Raw genomic sequence first — 19,503 nt, 5'->3', positions numbered from 1 at the left:
CTACATAATCGCGCTTGCTGAGATGTTGCCGGTCTTAGTCGTCCTGCTTCGACAGCGCCGCCTTCAGCAGTTCGCCCAAGTTGTTGCCTATCGGCTCTTGCTTCTCGTATTGCTTGACTAACTGCCGTTCTTCCCGCTTGCGGACCTTGCCTCCGCCTTCCTCCAGCTTCTCCGTAATGTTGCACGGCAGACACTGGACGAATTTCCCCGCCTTGCCGATCTTGAATTCCATCTTCTTATGGCACTGCGGGCAGCGGCGATTGGATAGATTCTTCTCCTCGGAGCGTTTGTATTCGCATGATTTGCTCGAGCAGATGAGCCGTGTGCCGCGCTTGCCCTTGCGTTCCATGAGGCGGGAACCGCACTCTGGACAGAAGCGGTTGGTCAAATTGTGCGGCTTGTATTCGGCAGCACTCGTCTTCACTTCACTGACCAATTGCTCCGTCATCTGCCGGATATGCGTCATGAATACGGACGTGCGCGCTTCACCGCGCGCAATTCGTTCCAGCTCCCGCTCCCATTCAGCCGTCAACTCCGGTGACCGCAGCTGTTCGGATACGAGGTTAATGAGCTGTGTCCCCTTGCCGGTCGGTTGAAGCGATGAGGCCTGCCGCTCAATCGTATCCGACGAGACCAGCTTCTCGATAATATCTGCGCGTGTCGCCGGCGTGCCGAGTCCATGCTTCTCCATCTGGGTGAGCAGCGTTGCTTCCGTATATCGGGCAGGTGGCTTCGTACGGTCACGACGGGTGAAGACACGCTTGACATTCAAGCGGTCCCCCTGGGACAAGCTTGGGAAACGCTGCTGCTCTTCCTTCCAAGAAGACCGCGCATCGCCGTCCTCCTCCTCGGAAGACGCGTCGTCCCAATCGTCCTCATATGCTTTGCGCCAGCCGGAATCCAGCATCGTCCGGCCCTTGGCATACAGACGTTCACCGCCCATTTCGACGACAATGGTCATTTGCTCATAACGTACCGGCGGGAGGAATAGCGAAATAAAGCGGCGCGCGATCAGATCGTACAGCTTCCGCTCATCCGATGAGAGCGCCGCTAGCCGCAACGGTTCATCAGTCGGAATGATAGCATGGTGATCCGTCACCTTGCTGTCATCGACGATCCGCTTCGTCACTGGCAGCTTCGAGCGCAGCAGCGGTCTGACCAGTGCTGCATACGGGCCAACCGCCATAGCATCCAACCGCTCCGGCAGCGTGCTCGTCATATCAGACGATAAATAACGGCTATCTGTGCGCGGATACGTAACGAGCTTATACTGCTCGTACAGACGCTGCAGCACGTTCGAGGTCTGCTTGGCCGAGAAGCCGTAGCGGCGGTTCGCGTCACGCTGCAGCTCGGTTAAATCATATGCGAGCGGATGCGGTTCGCTCTTCGCCGCCTTCTTCAATTCGGCAACAACCGCCTGCTTGCCCTGCAAGCGGCCAACCGTGGCTTGAGCCGCTTGCTCATCAAATACGCGCGCATCGCCATTCTTGCCGCGCCAGGCCGCCTCAAAGCCGCCGAAGTCCGCAAAAATCGTATCGTAATCCTGTGATCGAAACTCGCGGATCTCTTGTTCCCGATCCATAATCATCGCCAACGACGGCGTCTGCACCCGACCAGCGGATAACGGTGTCTCGAACTTGCAGGTTAAGGCACGCGTAACGTTCAAGCCAATAAGCCAATCCGCCTCGGCACGGCAGCGGGCCGATTCGTACAGCCGATCGAATTGGCTGCCTGGCTTCAATTGACGGAAGCCCTCGCGAATCGCTTTGTCTGTCTGCGACGAAATCCACAGCCGGCGAAACGGCTTGTTCCATTTCACCATCTGCATAATCCAGCGCGCCAGCAGTTCGCCCTCCCGCGCCGCATCGGTAGCAATGATGAGCTCTTTCAAATCTTGACGCTTGCTGAGATGCTGCACGGCCTTGAATTGATGCGCCGATTCGCGCAGCACCGTCAATTTCATGCGCTCCGGTACCATTGGCAGGTCCTCTAAGCGCCAAGTCTGATATTTCTTATCATAATCTTCCGGTTCGGCCAAGCCGACGAGGTGGCCGAGTGCCCAAGTGACCACATATTCCGGTCCTTCAAAATATTGCTTATGATTCGTACGGCATCCGAGCACCCGAGCAATTTCACGGGCGACGGACGGTTTCTCCGCAAGAACGAGTGATTTCATAGCTCCAATCCTTCCATTCCCTTTGGTTTTTCTTATTATACCATGCTGAACAAATGAGAGTGGTCAACGGAACGGATGATTCCAACCTTCTAGCGATTACACAGAAAATAGGTCCGCTGCACTCGGGAGAAAGCTTGAGTGAACTGATATACCCGGTACTATAGCGATCGCACCGCTCCTCCATCCGCCAATAGAGCTTGTCCTGTCATATAGCTGTTTGCCGGCGAGGCAAGGAAGGCGATCAGCCTGCCCATTTCCTCGGGCTCCCCGTATCGTCCGATCGGAATCCGCACTCGCTCCTCTTCCGCGATTTGCTCTATGCGGACCTGCTTCGCCCGCGCCGCCAATTCATCTAATTGAAGCACGCGGTCTGTAGCGAATCGACCCGGCCCGACTGTATTGATCAATATGTTATCCTTCGCCAACTCAGGAGCCAATGTCTTCGCTAAACCTAATACACCGACACGCAGCGTGGAGGATATAACCAAATTCTCGATTGGTTGTTTGTGAGCGGAAGACGTAATATTCACAATCCGGCCGAACTTCTGTTGCCGCATGTAGGGCAGAACAGCGCGGATCGAGCGCACGTAGCTGAGCAACGTCAATTCAAATCCATGCTGCCAGGCCGTATCATCCATGTCATCAAATGTACCCGGGGCCGGACCGCCGCAGTTGTTTACCAAAATATCTACGGTTCCGTAACGCTCAATCGTTGCCGCCGCGACCTTCTCGATATCTTGTGCTTTCGTAATATCGGCAACAGTAGAGAATGGTGTTATCCCCGTTCGTTCCTCTATGCTGCGGACTGCTTCAGCTACAGTGTCCTCATGCCGGCCCACCAGCATAATTTGAGCTCCTTCCTCTGCCAATGCGGATGCTGCTGCAAATCCCAAGCCTTTAGAAGAAGCCAGTACGATAGCTGTTTTACCTTGCAATTGTAAATTCATTTTTCCATTCCCCTTTCTGTTCATCATTCCATTGAGACAAGTTACCAATAGTATACCAAATTAAACCACAATTTGATGGGAGCGGCGGAGAATAGCTTCCCCGCATCGCGACACACTAAACGGTACGTGCTAAAGGAGGACATCCAATTTGAAATCAGTCGATGCAAGCCGCCGTTCCAGCATGCTTGTATGGTGGGATAGGGCTCTCTTTTTTTATAAATTCATAAGATCACCTCAACAGATCGGGAGCATCTTTCCCAGTTCAGAAGCATTGGCCTCGCAAATGACCAAGCCTGTCGATTGGCTTCTAGCAGAAGCTGTAGCCGAACTCGGTTCTGGGACAGGCGTCGTGACCAAGCATATCCGTGCAAAGAAGCAAGCTCATGCCGCAATGCTGCTATTCGAAAAAGACACAGATATGCGGCGTAAACTTTCCTACCAGTATCCAGATGTCTTCATCGGCGAAGACGCGCTTCTGCTCTATACTACGATACAGCAGCAGGGATTAAGCCAATTGGATGCAGTGATTAGCGGGCTGCCGTTCGCCATGTTTCCCTTCGCTGTCCGAGAATCGATACTCGACACCGTGGAGCAGTCGTTAAAGCCGAACGGCGTCTTCGTCACCTTCCAATACACGCTCCATATGCGCAAACGATTAGAAGAGCGCTTTACCATGGAGCATATTCAATTCGTACTGTGGAATTTGCCACCTGCTTTCGTCTATGTGTGCCGCAAAAAACCGATGGGCAGTATATGTACCAGAAAAACCTCTTCCTACTCTCGCTAACGATGTCCCGTCTTCCGTCTTCCTATGCTATGATTAGTCACGATGACGGAACATTCATTGTTATTTGGGAGGAGGTTCGCCTTCTTGCGTTTCAATGCTTATCAGCTCAAGTTGTTCGCGATGGCGCTTATGCTGCTGGATCATATCCACGCCTTCATTCCGGGCTCTCCCGATTGGTTCCACTGGCTCGGACGAATCGCTGCGCCTATCTTTTTCTTCTTTCTCGTTGAAGGCTTCGTTTACACGCGCAGCCGAGAGAAGTACATGCTCCGCATGCTCATCTTTACAATCATCATGGCCGCGGGAAGCGATGCGCTTGTCCTTCTGTTGCCGGGCGGCAGCATACCCAACAACATCTTTTTATCTATGCTTGCGGCGCTTATGCTTATGGCGACGCTCGACTGGATGCGCCAATCTCGCCAGTATGTGACAGGTCTCTCGTTAAACGTCCTCCTTAGCTTGGTGATGGTGTTCTACGTTGAATTCAGCTGGCTTGCGGTATCGATGACGCTTGTCTTTTATATATTCCGTGGGCGCACAGCCGCTCTCGTTATTGGCTATGTCATCTCTTCTCTGCTGCTAACGTTGGGACCCTACGCGCTTATGCCGGATGCGGCCACCAAGTGGACGTACGACGAACTGTTTATTCTGCACCCGCAGTGGATGATGATTGCCGCAGTCGTTCCGATTCTGCTTTATAACGGATCCCGGGGGAGCAGTTCGAAGCGAACGAAGTATATGTTTTACTTGTTTTATCCCATACATATCTGGTTATTGTATGTAGTCGGTAACATCGATTTTGACAGGGGGAGCCTCTGATGCGTTTGAACGGATTTCAATTGAAGCTCTTGGGGATGGCGCTTATGCTCCTCGATCATCTGAAGCAATTCATTCCCGGTATGCCGCTCTGGTTCGGTTGGCTGGGAAGAATTGTGGCGCCTATCTTTTTTTATTTCATCGTGGAAGGCTTTTTCCACACGCGTGACCGCAAAAAATACATGCTGCGACTAGCGATATGGGCTGTCATCACCAAAGCAGGCAGCACGCTGCTGAAATATGTTCTGCCTGGCGGCTCTCCGATTATGAATAACATTTTCCTGTCGCTTCTGATGGCGCTCCTGCTGCTGACGGCGATCGAATGGACGAAGGAAACACGCCGTTACGCGCTCGGCACGCTCTATATCACGCTGGCTATCATCGGCGGAATCTTTACCGAAGCAAGCATTCTCGGCATAATGATGACACTCGTCTTCTATTTCTGCCGCGAGAACAAGGGCAACATGGCTCTTGCTTACGTCCTATCCATGCTGTTCATTACGCTCGGATTGGAGTTCAGCAGCCCGAATCCCGTGTTCACGTACGATAATTTATTTCTGATCAACTATCAATGGATGATGATTTTCGCGATTATCCCGATATTGCTGTACGACGGAACCCGCGGCTATCACGCCCCTTGGTCCAAGTACATGTTCTACGTATTCTATCCCGTTCACATTTGGCTGTTGTACACGTTCAGTTACCTCATTGCGAATCCTTAAATAGCGGGCGGTTGGAAAGGATAGCTCGGTATTCCTTTTGAATCGCTCTTCCTTCTCGTCAGGTTCTCTCTTTTGTTCGCTTAGCTCCACTCTCCCTTCTCATCAGAAACATTTTTAAAAGGTCTTGGCCATAAGCCACCCCTTGAAATAACAGCGTTCATTTCTTATGAAAAGGTATTATTGATTTGATGAGTTGCAGCTCCTTTTCTGAACAAAGGGGAGAATGAGGCTAAGCACTGGAATACAGTCTTATGTAGCTAGAATGGAAACAAATTCCACACCATATATACTGACAAGTCATTACGATTTCACAAATGTGCATAATGCGCACAAAAAAAAGCCGCAGACGCGCGGCTTTTTGGTCATACCCCTGTCAAGTAGACAGATAAAAAAAGCTTAATCTATATATTCGTTTAGCTTTTGCATATTTCGTATCGTAATTTCCCGTGTACCTTTGATTTCAATAATACCCAGTCGTTCAAACTTGCTGAATTTGCGGCTGATGGTTTCCCGCGTGACTCCGACATAGTTGGCCATTTCTTCGCGTGAAAGAGGGAGTTCAACCTTTATCCATCCCTGCGCTCCCTGCGCCGGTTTGCCATATTTATTCCCGAGTTCCAGGATCATATAGGCAATACGTATTTCAGGGTCCTTTGTAGCCAAGCTTTGGGCCAGGTTTTCCGTGTGCGCCAATCTTTTCGTAACCGTTTTGAGCAGCTTCAACGAAATATCCGGGTTGCTTCGGACAAGATGCTCCATATCATCTTTGGTAAACATGCAAATGTCGGTCTTTTTCAGCGCATAGGCGCTAAAATTACTCAATTCATCACTGTTGAAAATATTCAACTCGCCAAAAAAATCTCCATTGGACAGGATATGCAAGATTTGCTCTTTTCCTTGAGGCGTCATTTTCAGCAGTTTGACATGGCCTTGCTTAATTATGAATAAGGTGTCCGAAGGTTGTTCCTCCAGAATCAGCGCTTCGCCTTTCTCATACTTTCTGTGTCTAATCATCGCACTGACTTTGGCCAAATCCTCATCAGAAAGAGAGGCGAAAATGGGTACTTTGCGGGTGCATGGCTCCTCGGCGTATTGGCAGGAATTTTCTGTCATCGTATCCACTCCATTCACTCTATCTGCTCCCATGTACAGTCCGAAAGCATGACCGCACAACGTTTCATTGCTGTTAGCCTTCAATAGGCGCAAATTGGCTCTTGTCTTCACCGCACACCGGACAAACCCAATCCTCGGGAAGATCCTCAAAAGCTGTACCGGGTAAAACATCTTCATCAGGATCACCAATGCTCGGATCGTAAATATACCCGCAAGGCTGACATATATATTTTTTCATAGTTTTCTCTCCTTGTCATTGCAATCTTCTTGTGACTTCGTTCATTACTTCCTCTATGCCGCAGATTGCTAAGTCTATTCCATCGAGATTAAGGCTTTGTTCAATAGCGGCTTTATACGGTAAGGAAGCAGCAACGTTTTCGAATGCAATAGCTCCGCAAAGGGAGTTGTTTTTAATAAAAATCCGTTTATAACGCTCTTGAACCGAGTCAGTTATGCTGGTGGCGCACTGCTGTTCTTCCACCAGGCCGATGGAGAATAAGGGGGTGTTAAAAGTATTGGACAAGGTCATTGGAACCGACCGTTGGTAAACCGCTTTGTGGTTGGCCATATTGGCCCCGGCCACTTTTCCCTGCTCGATGGAACATCCCCACAGACCGTCCACCTTGCCCTGGAATTCGGCGCAGTCCCCCGCGGCATAAATATGAATGTTGTTTGTTTGCATTTGATCGTTGACGATAATGCCCGTCCCGACTTCCAGATCTGCCTCGCGGGCAAGCGCAATGTTCGGAATCACTCCGATTGAATAGACGATATGCTCACAGGCGAGAGTTGAGCCGTCTTCAAGCTCTATACCGTCTGCGCGGCTTGTGCCAATAATGCTTTTGACACCTTGCCCAAGTCTTACCTCTGCTCCGAATTCAACAGCTTTCTTCATCAACATCGCCGAGGATTCGGCATCCAGCTGCCGGGGCATAAGCCGCGGTCCGGCCTCAATAATAGAGACGGGATATCCGGCCTGGATAAGCGACCAGGCGGTTTCTAATCCCTGAATGCCGCCCCCGATGACACAGATCCGATCCCCAATCCGCAAGCTGTTCTTGAACTTGTCCGCATCACGCCTGTCCCGAATGTTATGCACGTTTGATAGAGAAGCGCCTTGCAGACTCAACTTGCGATTTGTGGCTCCTGTACACAGAAGAAGTTTATGATACGCAATCGTCTGGCCGTCAACGGTCATAACCGCTTTTTTTTCCGTATCAATGGAAGCGATCCGGGTACTGTCATGTACTGTAATTCTATTTTCGCGGAACCATTTTTCTTTCTTGATCAATACTTTTTCACTGTGTAAATCTGTAAACAAGCCTTTCGAAAGCTTCACTCTGTTGTACGGAAGGGCCGGCTCCTCCCCAAAAATGGATATTTGCGCTTCGTTATCATGATCTCTAATTGCTTTGGCTGCATTTACGGAGGCAACTCCGCTGCCAACAATAACATAATGGTTGTTCTCGGCCATACTTATCTTCCTCTCCTTGCCTGATCTCGTTAAACCGCGCTAAGCAGCAGGTCTGAGATGAATTCGGCAGCATTTCTGATTTTTTTGATTTTGTCTTCCTCCTTTGGTGAGAAGCGCACACGCACAGGGAACTCTACATGCGTCATTCCGGTTGTCTTGATTACGTGCGAGGTGCTTTGCACGGTCATATTCGTCATATTCAAATAATCCTGAACGACTTCAATGGCTTCTCCGCTCCAACCGTAAGAGCCGAAGGCTGCTGCAAGCTTCCCTTCCAGGTTCATCTTCTGCAGCTTCTGCAAAAGGGTCTCCAATTTACCGGTCATATCCGCATATTTCGTCGAGCTGCCGATAAAAACGGCGTCCGCAGCCCCGATGCTGCTTAATATCTCAGTCTCGTCAGCCTTGTCCACGTTCCACAGATCCACGCTGATATTGTTTTCCACAAAACAATCCCTCAGGATATGGGCCATTTTTTTGGTGTTATTTTTAAGCGTTGCATATAAAATCGTTACTTTCTTGTTGTCCTTTGTTTCGGTGCTGAACTCATCATACAAGCTGATGTACTTGGCAATGTCATGCCGTAGTATATAGCCATGGGAAGGGGCAATGATGTCGATCTCCAAATCCCGGATGGCTTCCACCAGTGTCCGGACATATCTTCTGTGCGGATGGATAATTGCTTGGTAATATCCGATGAAATCGTCGGTGATATCATATCCCGCTTCATCCGCAAAGGGATGATCCACGGCTACATGAGTGCTGAAAATGTCGCATGGAAACAATATTTTATCCTCGATACAGTAAGTAATCATTGTTTCTTCTGTATGCAGATAAGGAGTTTCTTTGAAGAGAAGCGTCTTGCCGCCAATATCAAGCTGGTCGCCATCTTTGACCACAAGATAATTGCGGTGCTGAAGCTTGTACATTTGTTGAATTTCCGGTACAGCAATTTCCGTGCAGACAATCGTGGCATTGGTTGCCTTGGAAGCCAGCGCAGCCAGACCACCTGAATGATCGGGTTCGGTATGGTTAATGACAATATATTGGATATCCAGCGGATCTATCATTTCGGCTATTTTTTCGGCGAACTCTCTTCCGAACTCCATATCTACCGTATCAATCACCGTTGGTTTGCCAGTTTTGAGCAAATACGAATTATAGGTTGTACCTTTTGTTAAAAGAAGACGATGAAAGGAAACCTCGCGGTTATCAATCTTTCCCACCCAGTAAATATCTTTGGACAGCTTACATTCCGTTAGCATTAGAATAACCTCCTGCGGATCATTTGTAACGACCCCCTGATTCTATGCCTATTTGTCGAAAAAAAAGAGGATTGAAATCAAATTTCCGAAACTAACAAAACGGTTCCGAAGCTGGGCTGTGACTAATTGCGGCTTATGTGACTGGAATCACAAATTGTAAGCAGAAGTCCAATATAATAGAAATTAATTCAATCATTCAGCAGTTAAGAACAGGCGAACAGGAAAATAAATAACAACCTAACAGGAGAGTGATATCTAATGCAAAAGAATAACCTTGCCCAGTTTCAAGAATATCAGGAGAACAAATTTACGAAACGCATGATTCACAAGGAAGCGGAAAATGTTATTTTCATTTTGAATTTTAGTCCGGGAGCCGAGCTGCCGACACATAATCATCCGGGTGCCAACGTGTATATTCTGGTTCTTGACGGGAAGGGGACAGTAACCAGCAATGGGGCGGAAACAGCAGTAGTAGAAGGGGATATCATTCATATCACTGGAGACGAGAGTTTCTCTTATCGCAACGGGGCAGATACCGTCTCCAGCCTTTATGTGGTCCTGACGAAAACGCCGAACGAGCGTTATGCCCAAAATATTTAACAATTGCTAAATAGGTCAGCCTTTGACGCCGAATGCTTCCAATCGTGAGTTGTAGGCCTGAGACGTGTACTGGAAGCCCTGATCCGAATGGAGCACGGCTTCCGAGACGTCTCTTTTTTCATGTCCAGATAATACCATTTACAGAGTTAAATGAGCTTTTTCAGATCTTCGATGTTCTCTTTGTCCGCTTCATCCTTCACGTCATCCACCATACCTCTTGTCGAGTTGCGGAATTCGCGCAGCGTATCCCCGAATGCGCGGCCAAGCTGAGGCAGCTTCGCTGGCCCGAATATGACCAGGGCGATGAGCAGAATAATAATCAAACCCGAGACGCCAATATTGTTGAACATGTGAACTTCCTCCATTCGTTAACTGTTGGTAGGTAAAGCCGTCAGCCTGCGATAGTACAAGCTCGAAATGACGACACTGCATTCAAACAAGATGATTAACGGCACGACTACTGATAAATGCGACACGAAATCCGGTGGGGAAATGCATGAGCCGACGATAGCCAATCCCAAATAGGCATGCTTCCTTATGCCTCTTAGCTTCTCCGGGGTCAACAGCCCGAGCCTGGTCAGAAACAGGATGACGATCGGCATCTCGAACGCGACGCCAAGCGGGAACACGACATTGAACATAAACGAAAAGTACCGGTCGATCCCATACGTTTCCATCGCGCCGATGCTCTGGTTCATTTTCATCAGAAACTGAAGCATCATCGGAAATACGACGAAATAGCTGAATGAAATGCCGATGAAGAATAGAAGGAACGAAGCCGGCACATAAGCCAAGGTCACCCGCGCCTCCTCGTCCGTCAGACCGGGCCGCACAAAAGCCCAAATCTGATAAAACAGTACCGGCAGCGAAATTAGTACTGAAAACAAAAACGCGCATTTCATATAAATAAACAACCCGTCGGTAAAGGAGAATACGTTCCATTCGATTCGGACGAGAAGCGGCCTCGATTTTAACAACAGCAAAATGTGTGGAGACAAATATAACCCTGCGCAGAGCGCTAGCACGAACCAAATGAAGAACAAAATCAATCGCTTCCGGAGCTCGGTAAGATGAACGATTAACTCTTCCTGGCTGTTCATCATGTCACTCTCCTGTCGTCATATGCATTCAGGGGAGAAGGACCTCTATACCAAAGGCCCTCCCTCTTTCACATACTTCAAAACACCTTCAGCCGCTCGGTAAGCGAGCGCCCCTACGGTCCCTGTCGGATTGTAGCCGCTATTGTGGGCAAAGGCCGAGGCCCCGACGACGAACACATTATCGGCATCCCACATCTGCAAGTAGTTGTTGATCGCTGATGTAGCCTTGTCCGCTCCCATAATGACTCCGCCCGTATTGTGCGTCGATTGGTACGGCACGATATTGTAGGCGGCCAGCTGGCTGCTCGATCCGATGGTGGTTGGCTTCATTTCCTGCATAATTTGCTTCGTTTTCTCAGACATAAATTTCACAAGCTCGCGGTCCTGATCCTCGAAATCATACGTAATCCGCACGAGTGGGATACCGTAGGCGTCCTTATAGGTAGGGTCTAAATCCACATAGTGGTGTCTCCATGGCATACTGGCGCCCTGCGGAGCTATCGTCAGCACCCGGTTCGCATACTTGATGGACGCTTGTTTAAATTCCTTGCCCCATGTCGGCGTGCCCTTCGGCACGGAATTGTTCGCTATCGGGCGCAATCCGGTTTGGGACAAGCGTATGCCGGCACCGTGAATGAAGTTGAGATCGGCATGATCGAAGTTGTCCCCGTTGAAATCGTCGATTTCGCTGCCCAGCGCGCCCGCGCCCGCATATAAATTGAACTCCTTATCGTCGTAGAAACCAACAGCGCTTCCGCCTTGCACTTGGTAGGCATAGTTTTTACCAATAATCCCCGTTCCGTCTGCAGGGTTGTATGGCTTGCCCAGCTTGGAATGAAGCAGTAATCTGATGTTATTGAACACATAGCTGGCCAAAATGACAACGTCGGCCGGCTGTTCGAATTCTTCCCGTGTCATCGGGTTGATATAGATGACGCCCGTCGCTTTGCTGCCGTTATGCAGCAATCTCGTGACGTTAGCATAGGTTCGGAGCTCAAGGTTGCCCGTCTTCTCGGCCACCGGTATGACGGTAACGACCGGATCTGCCTTCGCGCCGTACTCGCAACCGAAGCGTTCGCAAAACGCGCAATATTGGCAGGCCGCCCGCGCGATGCCGTCCGGATTCGTATAATTCGCGGACAAGTTCGCGGATGGCATCATATAGGGATGGAATCCGAGCTTTTTGGAAGCATCCTCGAACAGTGTAATGGCCGGTGTTTTCTTCATCGCCGGTGTCGGGAACGGATTCGACCGTTTTCCTACCATTGGATTTTGCTCCGGTTCGCCAGAGATGCCCGCCATTTTTTCGTACTTGTCGAAGTACGGCTCCAATTCGTTGTATGTAATTCCCCAATCCTGAATGGTCATGCCTGCCGGAATCTTATTTTTCCCGTACCGTTCCACCGTCTTGGAATATATCTCAAAATCATAGGGCAGAAAGCGGAACGATTGGCCATTCCAGTGGATGCCTGCGCCGCCCAATCCTTCGCTGAGCAGGAACGATCCATGAGTGCGCATCGGGAGGGCACGCACCTTCTCTGTATTCCGAAATGTAACGGTTTCCTTGGACAGGTCCTGCATTAAGTCATATCGCTGTGCATAGCGCACCTCGTCATGGACCATATAGTAGTCCGAGGTCTGCCTGCTCTTGCCCCGCTCGAGGCCGACGACTTCTATGCCTGCTTTCGTAAGCTCAGCGGCGATGATGCCACCGGCCCAACCCATACCGACAATAACGACAGGTACTCTAGGTAGTTTCGTAGCCATACGCAGTCCTTTCCCCTTATTTAATGAGTCATATGTTCGTGCAAGCTTTTCGGTTCGATCTTGACGAACTCCGGCTTATCTATAATGTTCAGGTAGCTCATCTGATTGCCTGGATAGTTCCGCATCTTCCAGCCCATCATATTTTTGTTGCCGCCGTACAATGGATCGGAATAGGCGCCTTCCAGCGTCAAGGATCGCAGCATTTTGAAGAAAGAAGCGGTCGTATCGCCGTTCGATAAGATAACATCTTTACCGGTCTCGAATGATTTCAGCACTTCATCCTTTTCGTTGTCCTCCAGTTCGGTGAACGGCTTATTGTATTTTTTCATACTGAAGCCCTTCAATGCATCGAGCCCCATCGAGAACAATTCGTGCCGCTTAATGCTCGGATACTCACCTTGCGTCATTTCCCCTTTGAAAAACGGCCCCATCATATAATCCCGCGCATTAATGCCCCATTGGTTCGCCAGCTGATGGTCGATATAATAGGCAGCACCAAGTTCAATCGCTCCTGGTCCGAGCTCGTCCTTAGGGAATATCCGCTCGACTGCCGCTTCCGTAATGCGGAACTGCTCCTGATTGAAATACATGAGCGCCTGATTGAAATCCGCTGCTGGAGGCTGCACCTCCGGAGTTGCCGCAGGTGGCTGTTCCTTCGGCTTTGTGAGCGAATTGTTGAGAACCGCCCCTACGACCCCGCCGACGACGACACCCCCAAGCGCTGCACCTGACACTTTCAAGAAATTGCGCCGGGAGCCGCTTCGAGGCTGGTTTTCTTTATGTTCTGGCACAGTACTCCTCCTCGTCCTGCATCCAACTCTTCTCTTCCATGTTGGTAAACTTACTATTTCCGCCATATCGGAAACTATGCACAAAAAAGGCAGAGCTCCTGCCCCGCCTCATGCTTGCAACTATAGCTGCTATGAATCGATCTTATTACTTCTTCGCCGCCAGCCAATCTGTGAGCGCCTTGATTTCATCTTCGCTCAGCACGCCCTTAAATGCCGTCATCCCATTGCCGCCGTTGTGAATGATGTTCGAAATTTCTTCCGGCGTTCTTTTAGCCCCTACTTTCTGTAAATTCGGTCCGACCTGTCCGCTGAGATCAGATGCATGACAAGCAAGACAGTTCTGCTTATATACAGCTTGAACATCAACATTAGTTGTAGTTTGGCCCGGGGTCTGTCCTTGCGTCTGACCTTGATTCTTCTTTTGGGACTGTTCTTTATCTGTATTGGTCTTTGAACCGCATGCGGTTAGTCCAAGGACAAGAACGACTGCCAGCAGCATCATTGTAACTTTTTTCATCACTTTACACCTCTAATCATCCTAGGAATAGCGTTAGGTTATCCGAAAGACTTACCGTTCATTCTTGGTCAGAGGCCGGAACGAGTCAATTAAATTGTGCACAATTTAATTGACTAAAATTAAAATTAATGATATAAATAATAATAGAAATAAGCGATTCCAAATATCATTGAGTATGTGAATGCAAAGGAGCGAACAATGATGACAACGGTTTATGATTTCTCAGTCAAGACGCCAAGCGGTGACATGAAATCTTTGCGAGACTATGAAGGTCAGGTCATTCTGGTCGTCAATACGGCAAGCAAATGCGGCTTTACGCCCCAATTCACAGAGCTGCAGCAATTGTATGATAAGTATAAAGAGCGCGGCTTGGTCATCCTCGGATTTCCGTGCGATCAATTCAACAAGCAGGAGTTCGACGACATCGGTGAAACAATGGAATTTTGCCAATTGAACTATGGTGTCAACTTCCCGATGTTTGCCAAGGTGGACGTGAAAGGGCCGGAAGCGGAGCCGCTCTTTACACATTTGATTTCGGAGAAAAAAGGACTGCTCGGCAGCGACGTCAAATGGAACTTCACCAAGTTCCTCGTGGACCGATCCGGTCAGGTCGTGAAGCGCTGCGCGCCGCAGACGAATCCTGCTAAAATGGAAGACGAAATTACGGCCTTGCTGTAAGGTGTAACGAGGAGTTGCTTACGATGTCAACACAGTCTGAAGCTCACGAAGCGAACGATAGCGATAGCTTGCTAAAGCTGGATAATCAGTTATGCTTCGCCGTTTATGCCGCATCGCGGGAGATGACGAAGCTGTACCGTCCGCTGCTGGAGCGGCTGGACATTACGTATCCGCAATATTTGACGCTGCTGGCGTTGTGGGAGCGGGATGGAATGACGGTCAAGTCATTAGGCGCCCGGTTGTATCTCGATTCCGGCACATTAACGCCGATGCTGAAGCGCATGGAGCAGCAAGGGTTGCTAGAGCGGATGCGCGATCCAGAGGACGAGCGCAAAGTCATTATTACGCTCACGGATAAAGGCCGGGCCATGAAGGACGAGGCAAAGTGCATCCCTCAGCAATTGGCTGGGCAGGTATGCAAGCTGACCGATGCTCCCGATAAACTGCTGCAGGACCTTCATTCTCTCCTGGCACTGCTGCGGCAAGCGAATACGGAAGTTCATGAATAAAACGTTGACATCCGGGAAAGATGTCATATAATTAAAGTTGTTTTAAAGGTCAAATTGCAACCACTCATTACATGAACAATCAGATATAGTCATTAAGCCGATGATGAGCATCCAACTCAGAGGCGTTCTCGTTAAGGCATCGGCATTCCGATGCTCCTAAGCTAACCGGCACCGCCCGTTACCGCGGAACCAAGAGGATCCATCGCGCATATGCGTCGTGGATCAAGTTGGGTGGCACCGCGAGCTTGCGCTCCTCGTCCCAATCGGATGAGGGGCGCTTTCTGTTTATTTTCGGATATGCGAACGGTGAAGGAGACGGTGAACGATGTTGGACATGAAATGGATACGAATGAATGCGGAACAGGTACAGAGGGCGGCCCAGCTAAAGGGCATGGCTTTCGATGTGCAGGAGCTCCTATCATGGGATGCAAAACGAAGAGACTTGCTGCAAATTACGGAAGCGATGCGTCAGGAACGCAACACCTCTTCGGGGCAGATCGCTGTGCATATGCGCGCAGGGGACAAGGAACCAGCCGAGCGGTTAAAGGAGCAGGTCCGCCGGCTGAACGAAGAGCTTGGCCGGTCAGAGCAGGAATTGGAGGAGGCCGAACGGCAATACCATCGGCTCCTGCTGCTGGTGCCCAATCTTCCTTCGGATGATTCGCCCGTCGGCCTTACTGATGCGGACAATGTCGAAGTACGGCGATTCGGAGAACCCCGCACGTTCGACTTCCCTCTGCTCGACCATGTGGAATTAGGTGAACGGCTCGACCTGTTCGATATCCCGCGTGGCGTGAAGGTGGGCGGCGCACGGAGCTATTATTTGAAAAATGCTGGGCTCCTGCTGCATCGCGCCGTGCAGCAATTCGCGATCGACATGCTGATGGATCGCGGCTTCACCATTATGGACGTGCCGCTGATGGCGCGCCGGGATGCCCTCATCGGCACAGGCTTCTTCCCGCTCGGAGAGGACCAATGCTACGCCATTCCCGACGAGCAGCTATGGCTTGTAGGCACCTCGGAGGTGAGCCTCGTCTCCTATTATGGCGACGAGATCGTCGATATGAGCGAGCCGATCCGGCTCGCAGGCGTGTCAGCCTGCTTCCGGCGAGAGGTCGGTTCGGCAGGACGGGACGTGCGCGGCTTGTACCGCGTGCATCAATTCGCTAAGGTGGAGCAGGTCATTCTCGCCCCGAATGATGCTGCGGTGTCTAACCGCCTGCTTGAAGAGATGGTCGGCCATGCCGAAAGCATCCTGCAGGCGCTGGAGCTTCCTTATCGCGTCGTGGCTGTCTGCACCGGCGACATGTCGCAGAAGACGTTCAAGCAGTACGACATCGAGACATGGATGCCTAGCCGCGAGGCTTATGGCGAGACCCATTCGGCGTCGAACCTGCACGACTTCCAAGCGCGGCGCATGAACATCCGCTACCGCGACACGGAGGGCCAGCTGCAGTATTGCCATACCTTGAACAATACGGCGGTCGCCACGCCGCGCATCCTCATTCCGCTGCTTGAGAACCATCAGCAGGCGGATGGCTCGATCCGCATTCCCGAGGCGCTTCGCCCTTACATGCGCGGCATGGCAGAGATTCGGCTGTAGCCGCTAGCCGCTATATGCAATAACAACATGCGGATGCCCGCTATCCTGTCTTCATTTTCCATGGATAGCGGACATCTGCTTTAGCTTTTTATTCCGGTTGAGTGGCCTTCATATAACGTTCGGTACGTCCATTCCTTAGCGATTTTGTCATCTTCCAAGGCAAGGATAGGATGTTAGCAGCATCTATTGGAAAATGTACAGTAAAATGTAGGAAGGATGCGGCTAAACGTCATTTGGACTGTATTTAGTCCAGTGGATTCGGCTGTTTTTCAGCGATTGCTGCGGAATGAATGTCAAAACATTGGATAAATTCCAATGGAACCCGCCATTAAGAAATGTACGTGCTGTTTCATTGTACGTTATCCAATCTAGGATGAGAGAAGAGAGAGCCGGCCTCCCCCTTCTGCCTTATAGGTGCGCAGATTCAGGTTCACATATCGTTCTTTCGTGTCTTGCTTTCGAACGCTGGCATCTATAGACGGCAGTCCGTGTACACCAGAGGCTGCTGCCGTCTATCAGTATCGCGAACGCCTTTTACGCCTGCCGAGCGCGCCTGCCAGAACGAAGCCGATGATGACGAGCAGGATGCCAATGCTGTCAACGCCGACATCGATGGCGTGTCCGGTCCGACCGGGGACGAAGCTCTGATGCCATTCGTCGGACATCGCATAGAGCAAGGTGAACAGCGCCCCGAGCACAATGCCCCCTGTTCGCTGTAGACGCAGCGCCAGAGCTAATTTGATCGACAAAAAAGCGAGTAGCGCGTACTCCGCGACATGTGCCGTCTTGCGAATGAAAAATTCCACAAAATCATACGGCTTCGTCCACGTGACAAGACCGCCGTCATAATAGAACTCCATCTGCGGAATCCAACGTTCCACCATGTCCATCGGCAGCCATGACGCCAGCGTAGGCCGGAGATCCTGGTGTGTGTAGGGCTCCGACGATTTGTAGAAAATAAACGCCATCCAAAGCAGCGTCAACACGAACCACCATATGGCCCGCTTATTGCGTAAATTCATTACTTACAGGACCTCCCTTATGCCTTGTTATCTATCTGTTCGCCATCCGTCCGTTTCTCGCCCGGTATCGCTGTAATCGCATCCGCGTGAGAGCGCAGTGATTTCGACACTTCGAACTTGCCCAACTGCGTAGTGCTGCCATCCCCGCCGATCTTTCCGTAGGTTACTGCATCCTGGACCGGGAACGAATGGCTGAAGTAGACCGCCCTGTCTTCTTGCTCCGGCTTCTTGCCGAACTCTTCGATAAATTTATCGGAGTTGCTGCCCATACGTCCTTGCCATATCACTTCGGCCAAGCCATCGCTATTAATAACGATATAGCTCATAATGTCTTTGACGCTGTAATAATAGCGCAGCGCCTCCCCTTCAGGAAACTGAATGCTTACCGCAAATCCTTCAGCACGCGGCAACAGCTCCCGATTCGGATATACGGTTGGTAAACGAAGCACTTCCTTGCGTGCATCCTCCAAGCTTCCGGTTCGGATAACCTCATCCCGATTCACCCGCTCGGGCGTGCGGATGACGGCCATCTTCTTCGCTTCGTTCCACACCACTTTGCCTCCCAATGCTTCACTAATGAAGCGCAGCGGCACATACGTATGCCCATCGATAATGCGTACCGGCGCGTCCAGATTCACTTGTTTCCCATTCACCGAAGCGTGCGCTTCGTCAGCCACCAGCTTTACTGTCTTCGTTTTGTCAGCGGGATACACCCAGACCGTCTTGTTCTTCGCATCCCAATTGTACGTAATATCTTGCTTGTCTTTTTTGTCCTGCTTATCAAAGTAGCTATAATCGTCGAATGCGTAAAGAGGGACCATAATATAGTTGTTTTCCCATTTCCATTCCGATATATCGTACCCGTTCATATACACCTTCACGTCGCTCTTCGACGAGGCCGCTTGCGCTGATTGTGCCGCTGTTCCGACGAATCCGAACCATAAGGACAGACAGAGTGCGGCGACTAACCATTTTCTCATTTCACTTCTGCTCCTCTCTTAGTGGATGTACATTTGACTTGAGCGCTTCTTTTTCTTCTTTAATGCTTCTCTCTTCTATAGACCGAACCCTTCTTGCAAATGTTGCAAATTTCGACGCATTCCCTTCGATACACAAAAAACATCCCCCGCAGCGATATTATCGCCCGAGGGATGCTCTATAGGTCTGACATTATGGGATGACAGCAATCACTTCAATCTCGACAAGCCCGTCCTTCGGCAGACGCGCTACTTCTACGGCGCTTCGTGCTGGATACGGCTCGGTGAAGTATGAGGCATATACTCCATTCACCTTCTGAAAATCATTCATATTCTTCAAGAACACCGTCGTCTTGATGACATGTTCCATACCGGAACCCGCCGCTTCCACAATAGCCTTCACGTTGTTAAGCGAAAGCGCTGTCTGCTCCTCCACGGTCGGCGGAAACGCTCCTGTCGAAGCATCCATGCCTAACTGGCCGGAGGTAAACAGCAGCTGTCCGTACCGGACCGCTTGAGAGTAAGGGCCGATCGCTCCCGGTGCAAGCGTTGTGTTAATCTGGTGTGTCGCGGGATGTTCCGCGGGGATTGCATCTTCATGCATTTCAACCAACTCCTTCTTGAATTTGTGGCGTTGCG

At 50.4% G+C, this 19,503-nt stretch carries 22 protein-coding genes; 7 read left to right on the top strand and 15 right to left on the bottom strand.

Features of this window, described 5'->3' with window-relative positions; translation table 11 throughout:
- Nucleotides 1-34 precede the first annotated feature (34 nt).
- Together M3650_RS26100 and M3650_RS26095 are read right to left on the bottom strand one after the other, a co-directional pair.
- The gene (locus tag M3650_RS26100; protein ID WP_251578982.1) at nucleotides 35-2,176 is read right to left on the bottom strand and encodes a DNA topoisomerase III; all 2,142 of its coding nucleotides are present in this window, start codon (nucleotides 2,174-2,176) and stop codon (nucleotides 35-37) included.
- Nucleotides 2,177-2,334: 158 nt separating this feature from the next.
- A complete protein-coding gene (locus M3650_RS26095; RefSeq protein WP_251578980.1) occupies nucleotides 2,335-3,123 on the bottom strand; it encodes an SDR family oxidoreductase in 789 nt (262 codons plus the stop codon).
- A gap of 148 nt (nucleotides 3,124-3,271) precedes the next feature.
- Between M3650_RS26095 and M3650_RS26090 the strand changes: the two genes are divergently transcribed.
- From M3650_RS26090 to M3650_RS26080, 3 genes are all read left to right on the top strand, one after another.
- Nucleotides 3,272-3,910 carry a class I SAM-dependent methyltransferase gene (locus M3650_RS26090; RefSeq protein ID WP_251578978.1) on the top strand — a complete coding sequence of 213 codons (639 nt, stop codon included), beginning with the start codon at nucleotides 3,272-3,274 and terminating at the stop codon, nucleotides 3,908-3,910.
- A gap of 84 nt (nucleotides 3,911-3,994) precedes the next feature.
- Entirely contained in the window at nucleotides 3,995-4,729 is a 735-nt protein-coding gene (locus tag M3650_RS26085; RefSeq protein WP_251578976.1) for a TraX family protein, read from the top strand.
- A complete protein-coding gene (locus M3650_RS26080) occupies nucleotides 4,729-5,448 on the top strand; it encodes a TraX family protein (RefSeq protein WP_251578974.1) in 720 nt (239 codons plus the stop codon). Before M3650_RS26085 ends, M3650_RS26080 begins: the two co-directional genes overlap by 1 nt.
- A gap of 396 nt (nucleotides 5,449-5,844) precedes the next feature.
- Here M3650_RS26080 and M3650_RS26075 read toward each other — a convergent pair whose 3' ends face one another.
- From M3650_RS26075 to M3650_RS26060, 4 genes are all read right to left on the bottom strand, one after another.
- Complete coding sequence (locus M3650_RS26075; RefSeq protein WP_251579010.1) at nucleotides 5,845-6,561, bottom strand: Crp/Fnr family transcriptional regulator; 717 nt, start codon at nucleotides 6,559-6,561, stop codon at nucleotides 5,845-5,847.
- A 73-nt stretch (nucleotides 6,562-6,634) separates the two neighbouring features.
- Nucleotides 6,635-6,799 (bottom strand): rubredoxin, encoded by a 165-nt coding sequence (gene rd, locus M3650_RS26070; RefSeq protein WP_251578972.1) that lies wholly within the window; start codon nucleotides 6,797-6,799, stop codon nucleotides 6,635-6,637.
- Between the two features lie 15 nt (nucleotides 6,800-6,814).
- Complete coding sequence (locus tag M3650_RS26065) at nucleotides 6,815-8,035, bottom strand: NAD(P)/FAD-dependent oxidoreductase (protein WP_251578970.1); 1,221 nt, start codon at nucleotides 8,033-8,035, stop codon at nucleotides 6,815-6,817.
- 29 nt (nucleotides 8,036-8,064) lie between these two features.
- The gene (locus M3650_RS26060; protein WP_251578968.1) at nucleotides 8,065-9,300 is read right to left on the bottom strand and encodes an FprA family A-type flavoprotein; all 1,236 of its coding nucleotides are present in this window, start codon (nucleotides 9,298-9,300) and stop codon (nucleotides 8,065-8,067) included.
- A gap of 258 nt (nucleotides 9,301-9,558) precedes the next feature.
- Here M3650_RS26060 and M3650_RS26055 point away from each other — a divergent pair, with 258 nt between their 5' ends.
- Nucleotides 9,559-9,900, top strand: a complete 342-nt coding sequence (locus M3650_RS26055) for a cupin domain-containing protein (protein ID WP_251578967.1) — start codon at nucleotides 9,559-9,561, stop codon at nucleotides 9,898-9,900.
- A 15-nt stretch (nucleotides 9,901-9,915) separates the two neighbouring features.
- On the opposite strand, the gene M3650_RS32115 is transcribed toward M3650_RS26055, so the two are convergent.
- From M3650_RS32115 to M3650_RS26030, 6 genes are all read right to left on the bottom strand, one after another.
- The gene (locus tag M3650_RS32115; RefSeq protein ID WP_285848678.1) at nucleotides 9,916-10,038 is read right to left on the bottom strand and encodes a hypothetical protein; all 123 of its coding nucleotides are present in this window, start codon (nucleotides 10,036-10,038) and stop codon (nucleotides 9,916-9,918) included.
- Nucleotides 10,039-10,046: 8 nt separating this feature from the next.
- The gene (locus tag M3650_RS26050) at nucleotides 10,047-10,250 is read right to left on the bottom strand and encodes a twin-arginine translocase TatA/TatE family subunit (protein ID WP_019423509.1); all 204 of its coding nucleotides are present in this window, start codon (nucleotides 10,248-10,250) and stop codon (nucleotides 10,047-10,049) included.
- Between the two features lie 18 nt (nucleotides 10,251-10,268).
- Complete coding sequence (gene tatC / locus M3650_RS26045; RefSeq protein ID WP_251578966.1) at nucleotides 10,269-11,000, bottom strand: twin-arginine translocase subunit TatC; 732 nt, start codon at nucleotides 10,998-11,000, stop codon at nucleotides 10,269-10,271.
- 45 nt (nucleotides 11,001-11,045) lie between these two features.
- Complete coding sequence (locus M3650_RS26040; protein ID WP_251578965.1) at nucleotides 11,046-12,767, bottom strand: GMC family oxidoreductase; 1,722 nt, start codon at nucleotides 12,765-12,767, stop codon at nucleotides 11,046-11,048.
- Between the two features lie 20 nt (nucleotides 12,768-12,787).
- Complete coding sequence (locus tag M3650_RS26035) at nucleotides 12,788-13,558, bottom strand: gluconate 2-dehydrogenase subunit 3 family protein (RefSeq protein WP_251578964.1); 771 nt, start codon at nucleotides 13,556-13,558, stop codon at nucleotides 12,788-12,790.
- A 145-nt stretch (nucleotides 13,559-13,703) separates the two neighbouring features.
- Nucleotides 13,704-14,075 (bottom strand): c-type cytochrome, encoded by a 372-nt coding sequence (locus M3650_RS26030; RefSeq protein WP_251578963.1) that lies wholly within the window; start codon nucleotides 14,073-14,075, stop codon nucleotides 13,704-13,706.
- A gap of 201 nt (nucleotides 14,076-14,276) precedes the next feature.
- Between M3650_RS26030 and M3650_RS26025 the strand changes: the two genes are divergently transcribed.
- The 3 genes from M3650_RS26025 (at nucleotide 14,277) to serS (ending at nucleotide 16,865) form a co-directional block, all read left to right on the top strand.
- On the top strand, nucleotides 14,277-14,753 hold the full coding sequence (locus M3650_RS26025; protein ID WP_019423504.1) for a glutathione peroxidase: 477 nt from the start codon (nucleotides 14,277-14,279) through the stop codon (nucleotides 14,751-14,753).
- A 23-nt stretch (nucleotides 14,754-14,776) separates the two neighbouring features.
- The gene (locus M3650_RS26020) at nucleotides 14,777-15,262 is read left to right on the top strand and encodes a MarR family winged helix-turn-helix transcriptional regulator (RefSeq protein ID WP_251578962.1); all 486 of its coding nucleotides are present in this window, start codon (nucleotides 14,777-14,779) and stop codon (nucleotides 15,260-15,262) included.
- A gap of 325 nt (nucleotides 15,263-15,587) precedes the next feature.
- On the top strand, nucleotides 15,588-16,865 hold the full coding sequence (gene serS / locus M3650_RS26015) for a serine--tRNA ligase (protein ID WP_251578960.1): 1,278 nt from the start codon (nucleotides 15,588-15,590) through the stop codon (nucleotides 16,863-16,865).
- A gap of 515 nt (nucleotides 16,866-17,380) precedes the next feature.
- Here the strand turns inward: serS and M3650_RS26010 are convergent.
- The 3 genes from M3650_RS26010 to M3650_RS26000 all read right to left on the bottom strand — a co-directional run bounded on the left by M3650_RS26010 (nucleotide 17,381) and on the right by M3650_RS26000 (nucleotide 19,468).
- Entirely contained in the window at nucleotides 17,381-17,887 is a 507-nt protein-coding gene (locus M3650_RS26010; RefSeq protein WP_251578958.1) for a VanZ family protein, read from the bottom strand.
- Between the two features lie 17 nt (nucleotides 17,888-17,904).
- The gene (locus M3650_RS26005) at nucleotides 17,905-18,867 is read right to left on the bottom strand and encodes a copper amine oxidase N-terminal domain-containing protein (RefSeq protein WP_251578957.1); all 963 of its coding nucleotides are present in this window, start codon (nucleotides 18,865-18,867) and stop codon (nucleotides 17,905-17,907) included.
- A gap of 190 nt (nucleotides 18,868-19,057) precedes the next feature.
- Nucleotides 19,058-19,468, bottom strand: a complete 411-nt coding sequence (locus M3650_RS26000) for a RidA family protein (protein ID WP_251578955.1) — start codon at nucleotides 19,466-19,468, stop codon at nucleotides 19,058-19,060.
- Nucleotides 19,469-19,503 lie beyond the last annotated feature (35 nt).

This window comes from Paenibacillus sp. MER TA 81-3 (genome assembly GCF_023713585.1).
Lineage (GTDB): Bacteria > Bacillota > Bacilli > Paenibacillales > Paenibacillaceae > Paenibacillus_B > Paenibacillus_B profundus.
The sequence above is the reverse complement of the archived record's forward strand: the minus strand, read 5'-3'. Positions and strand labels throughout refer to the sequence as shown.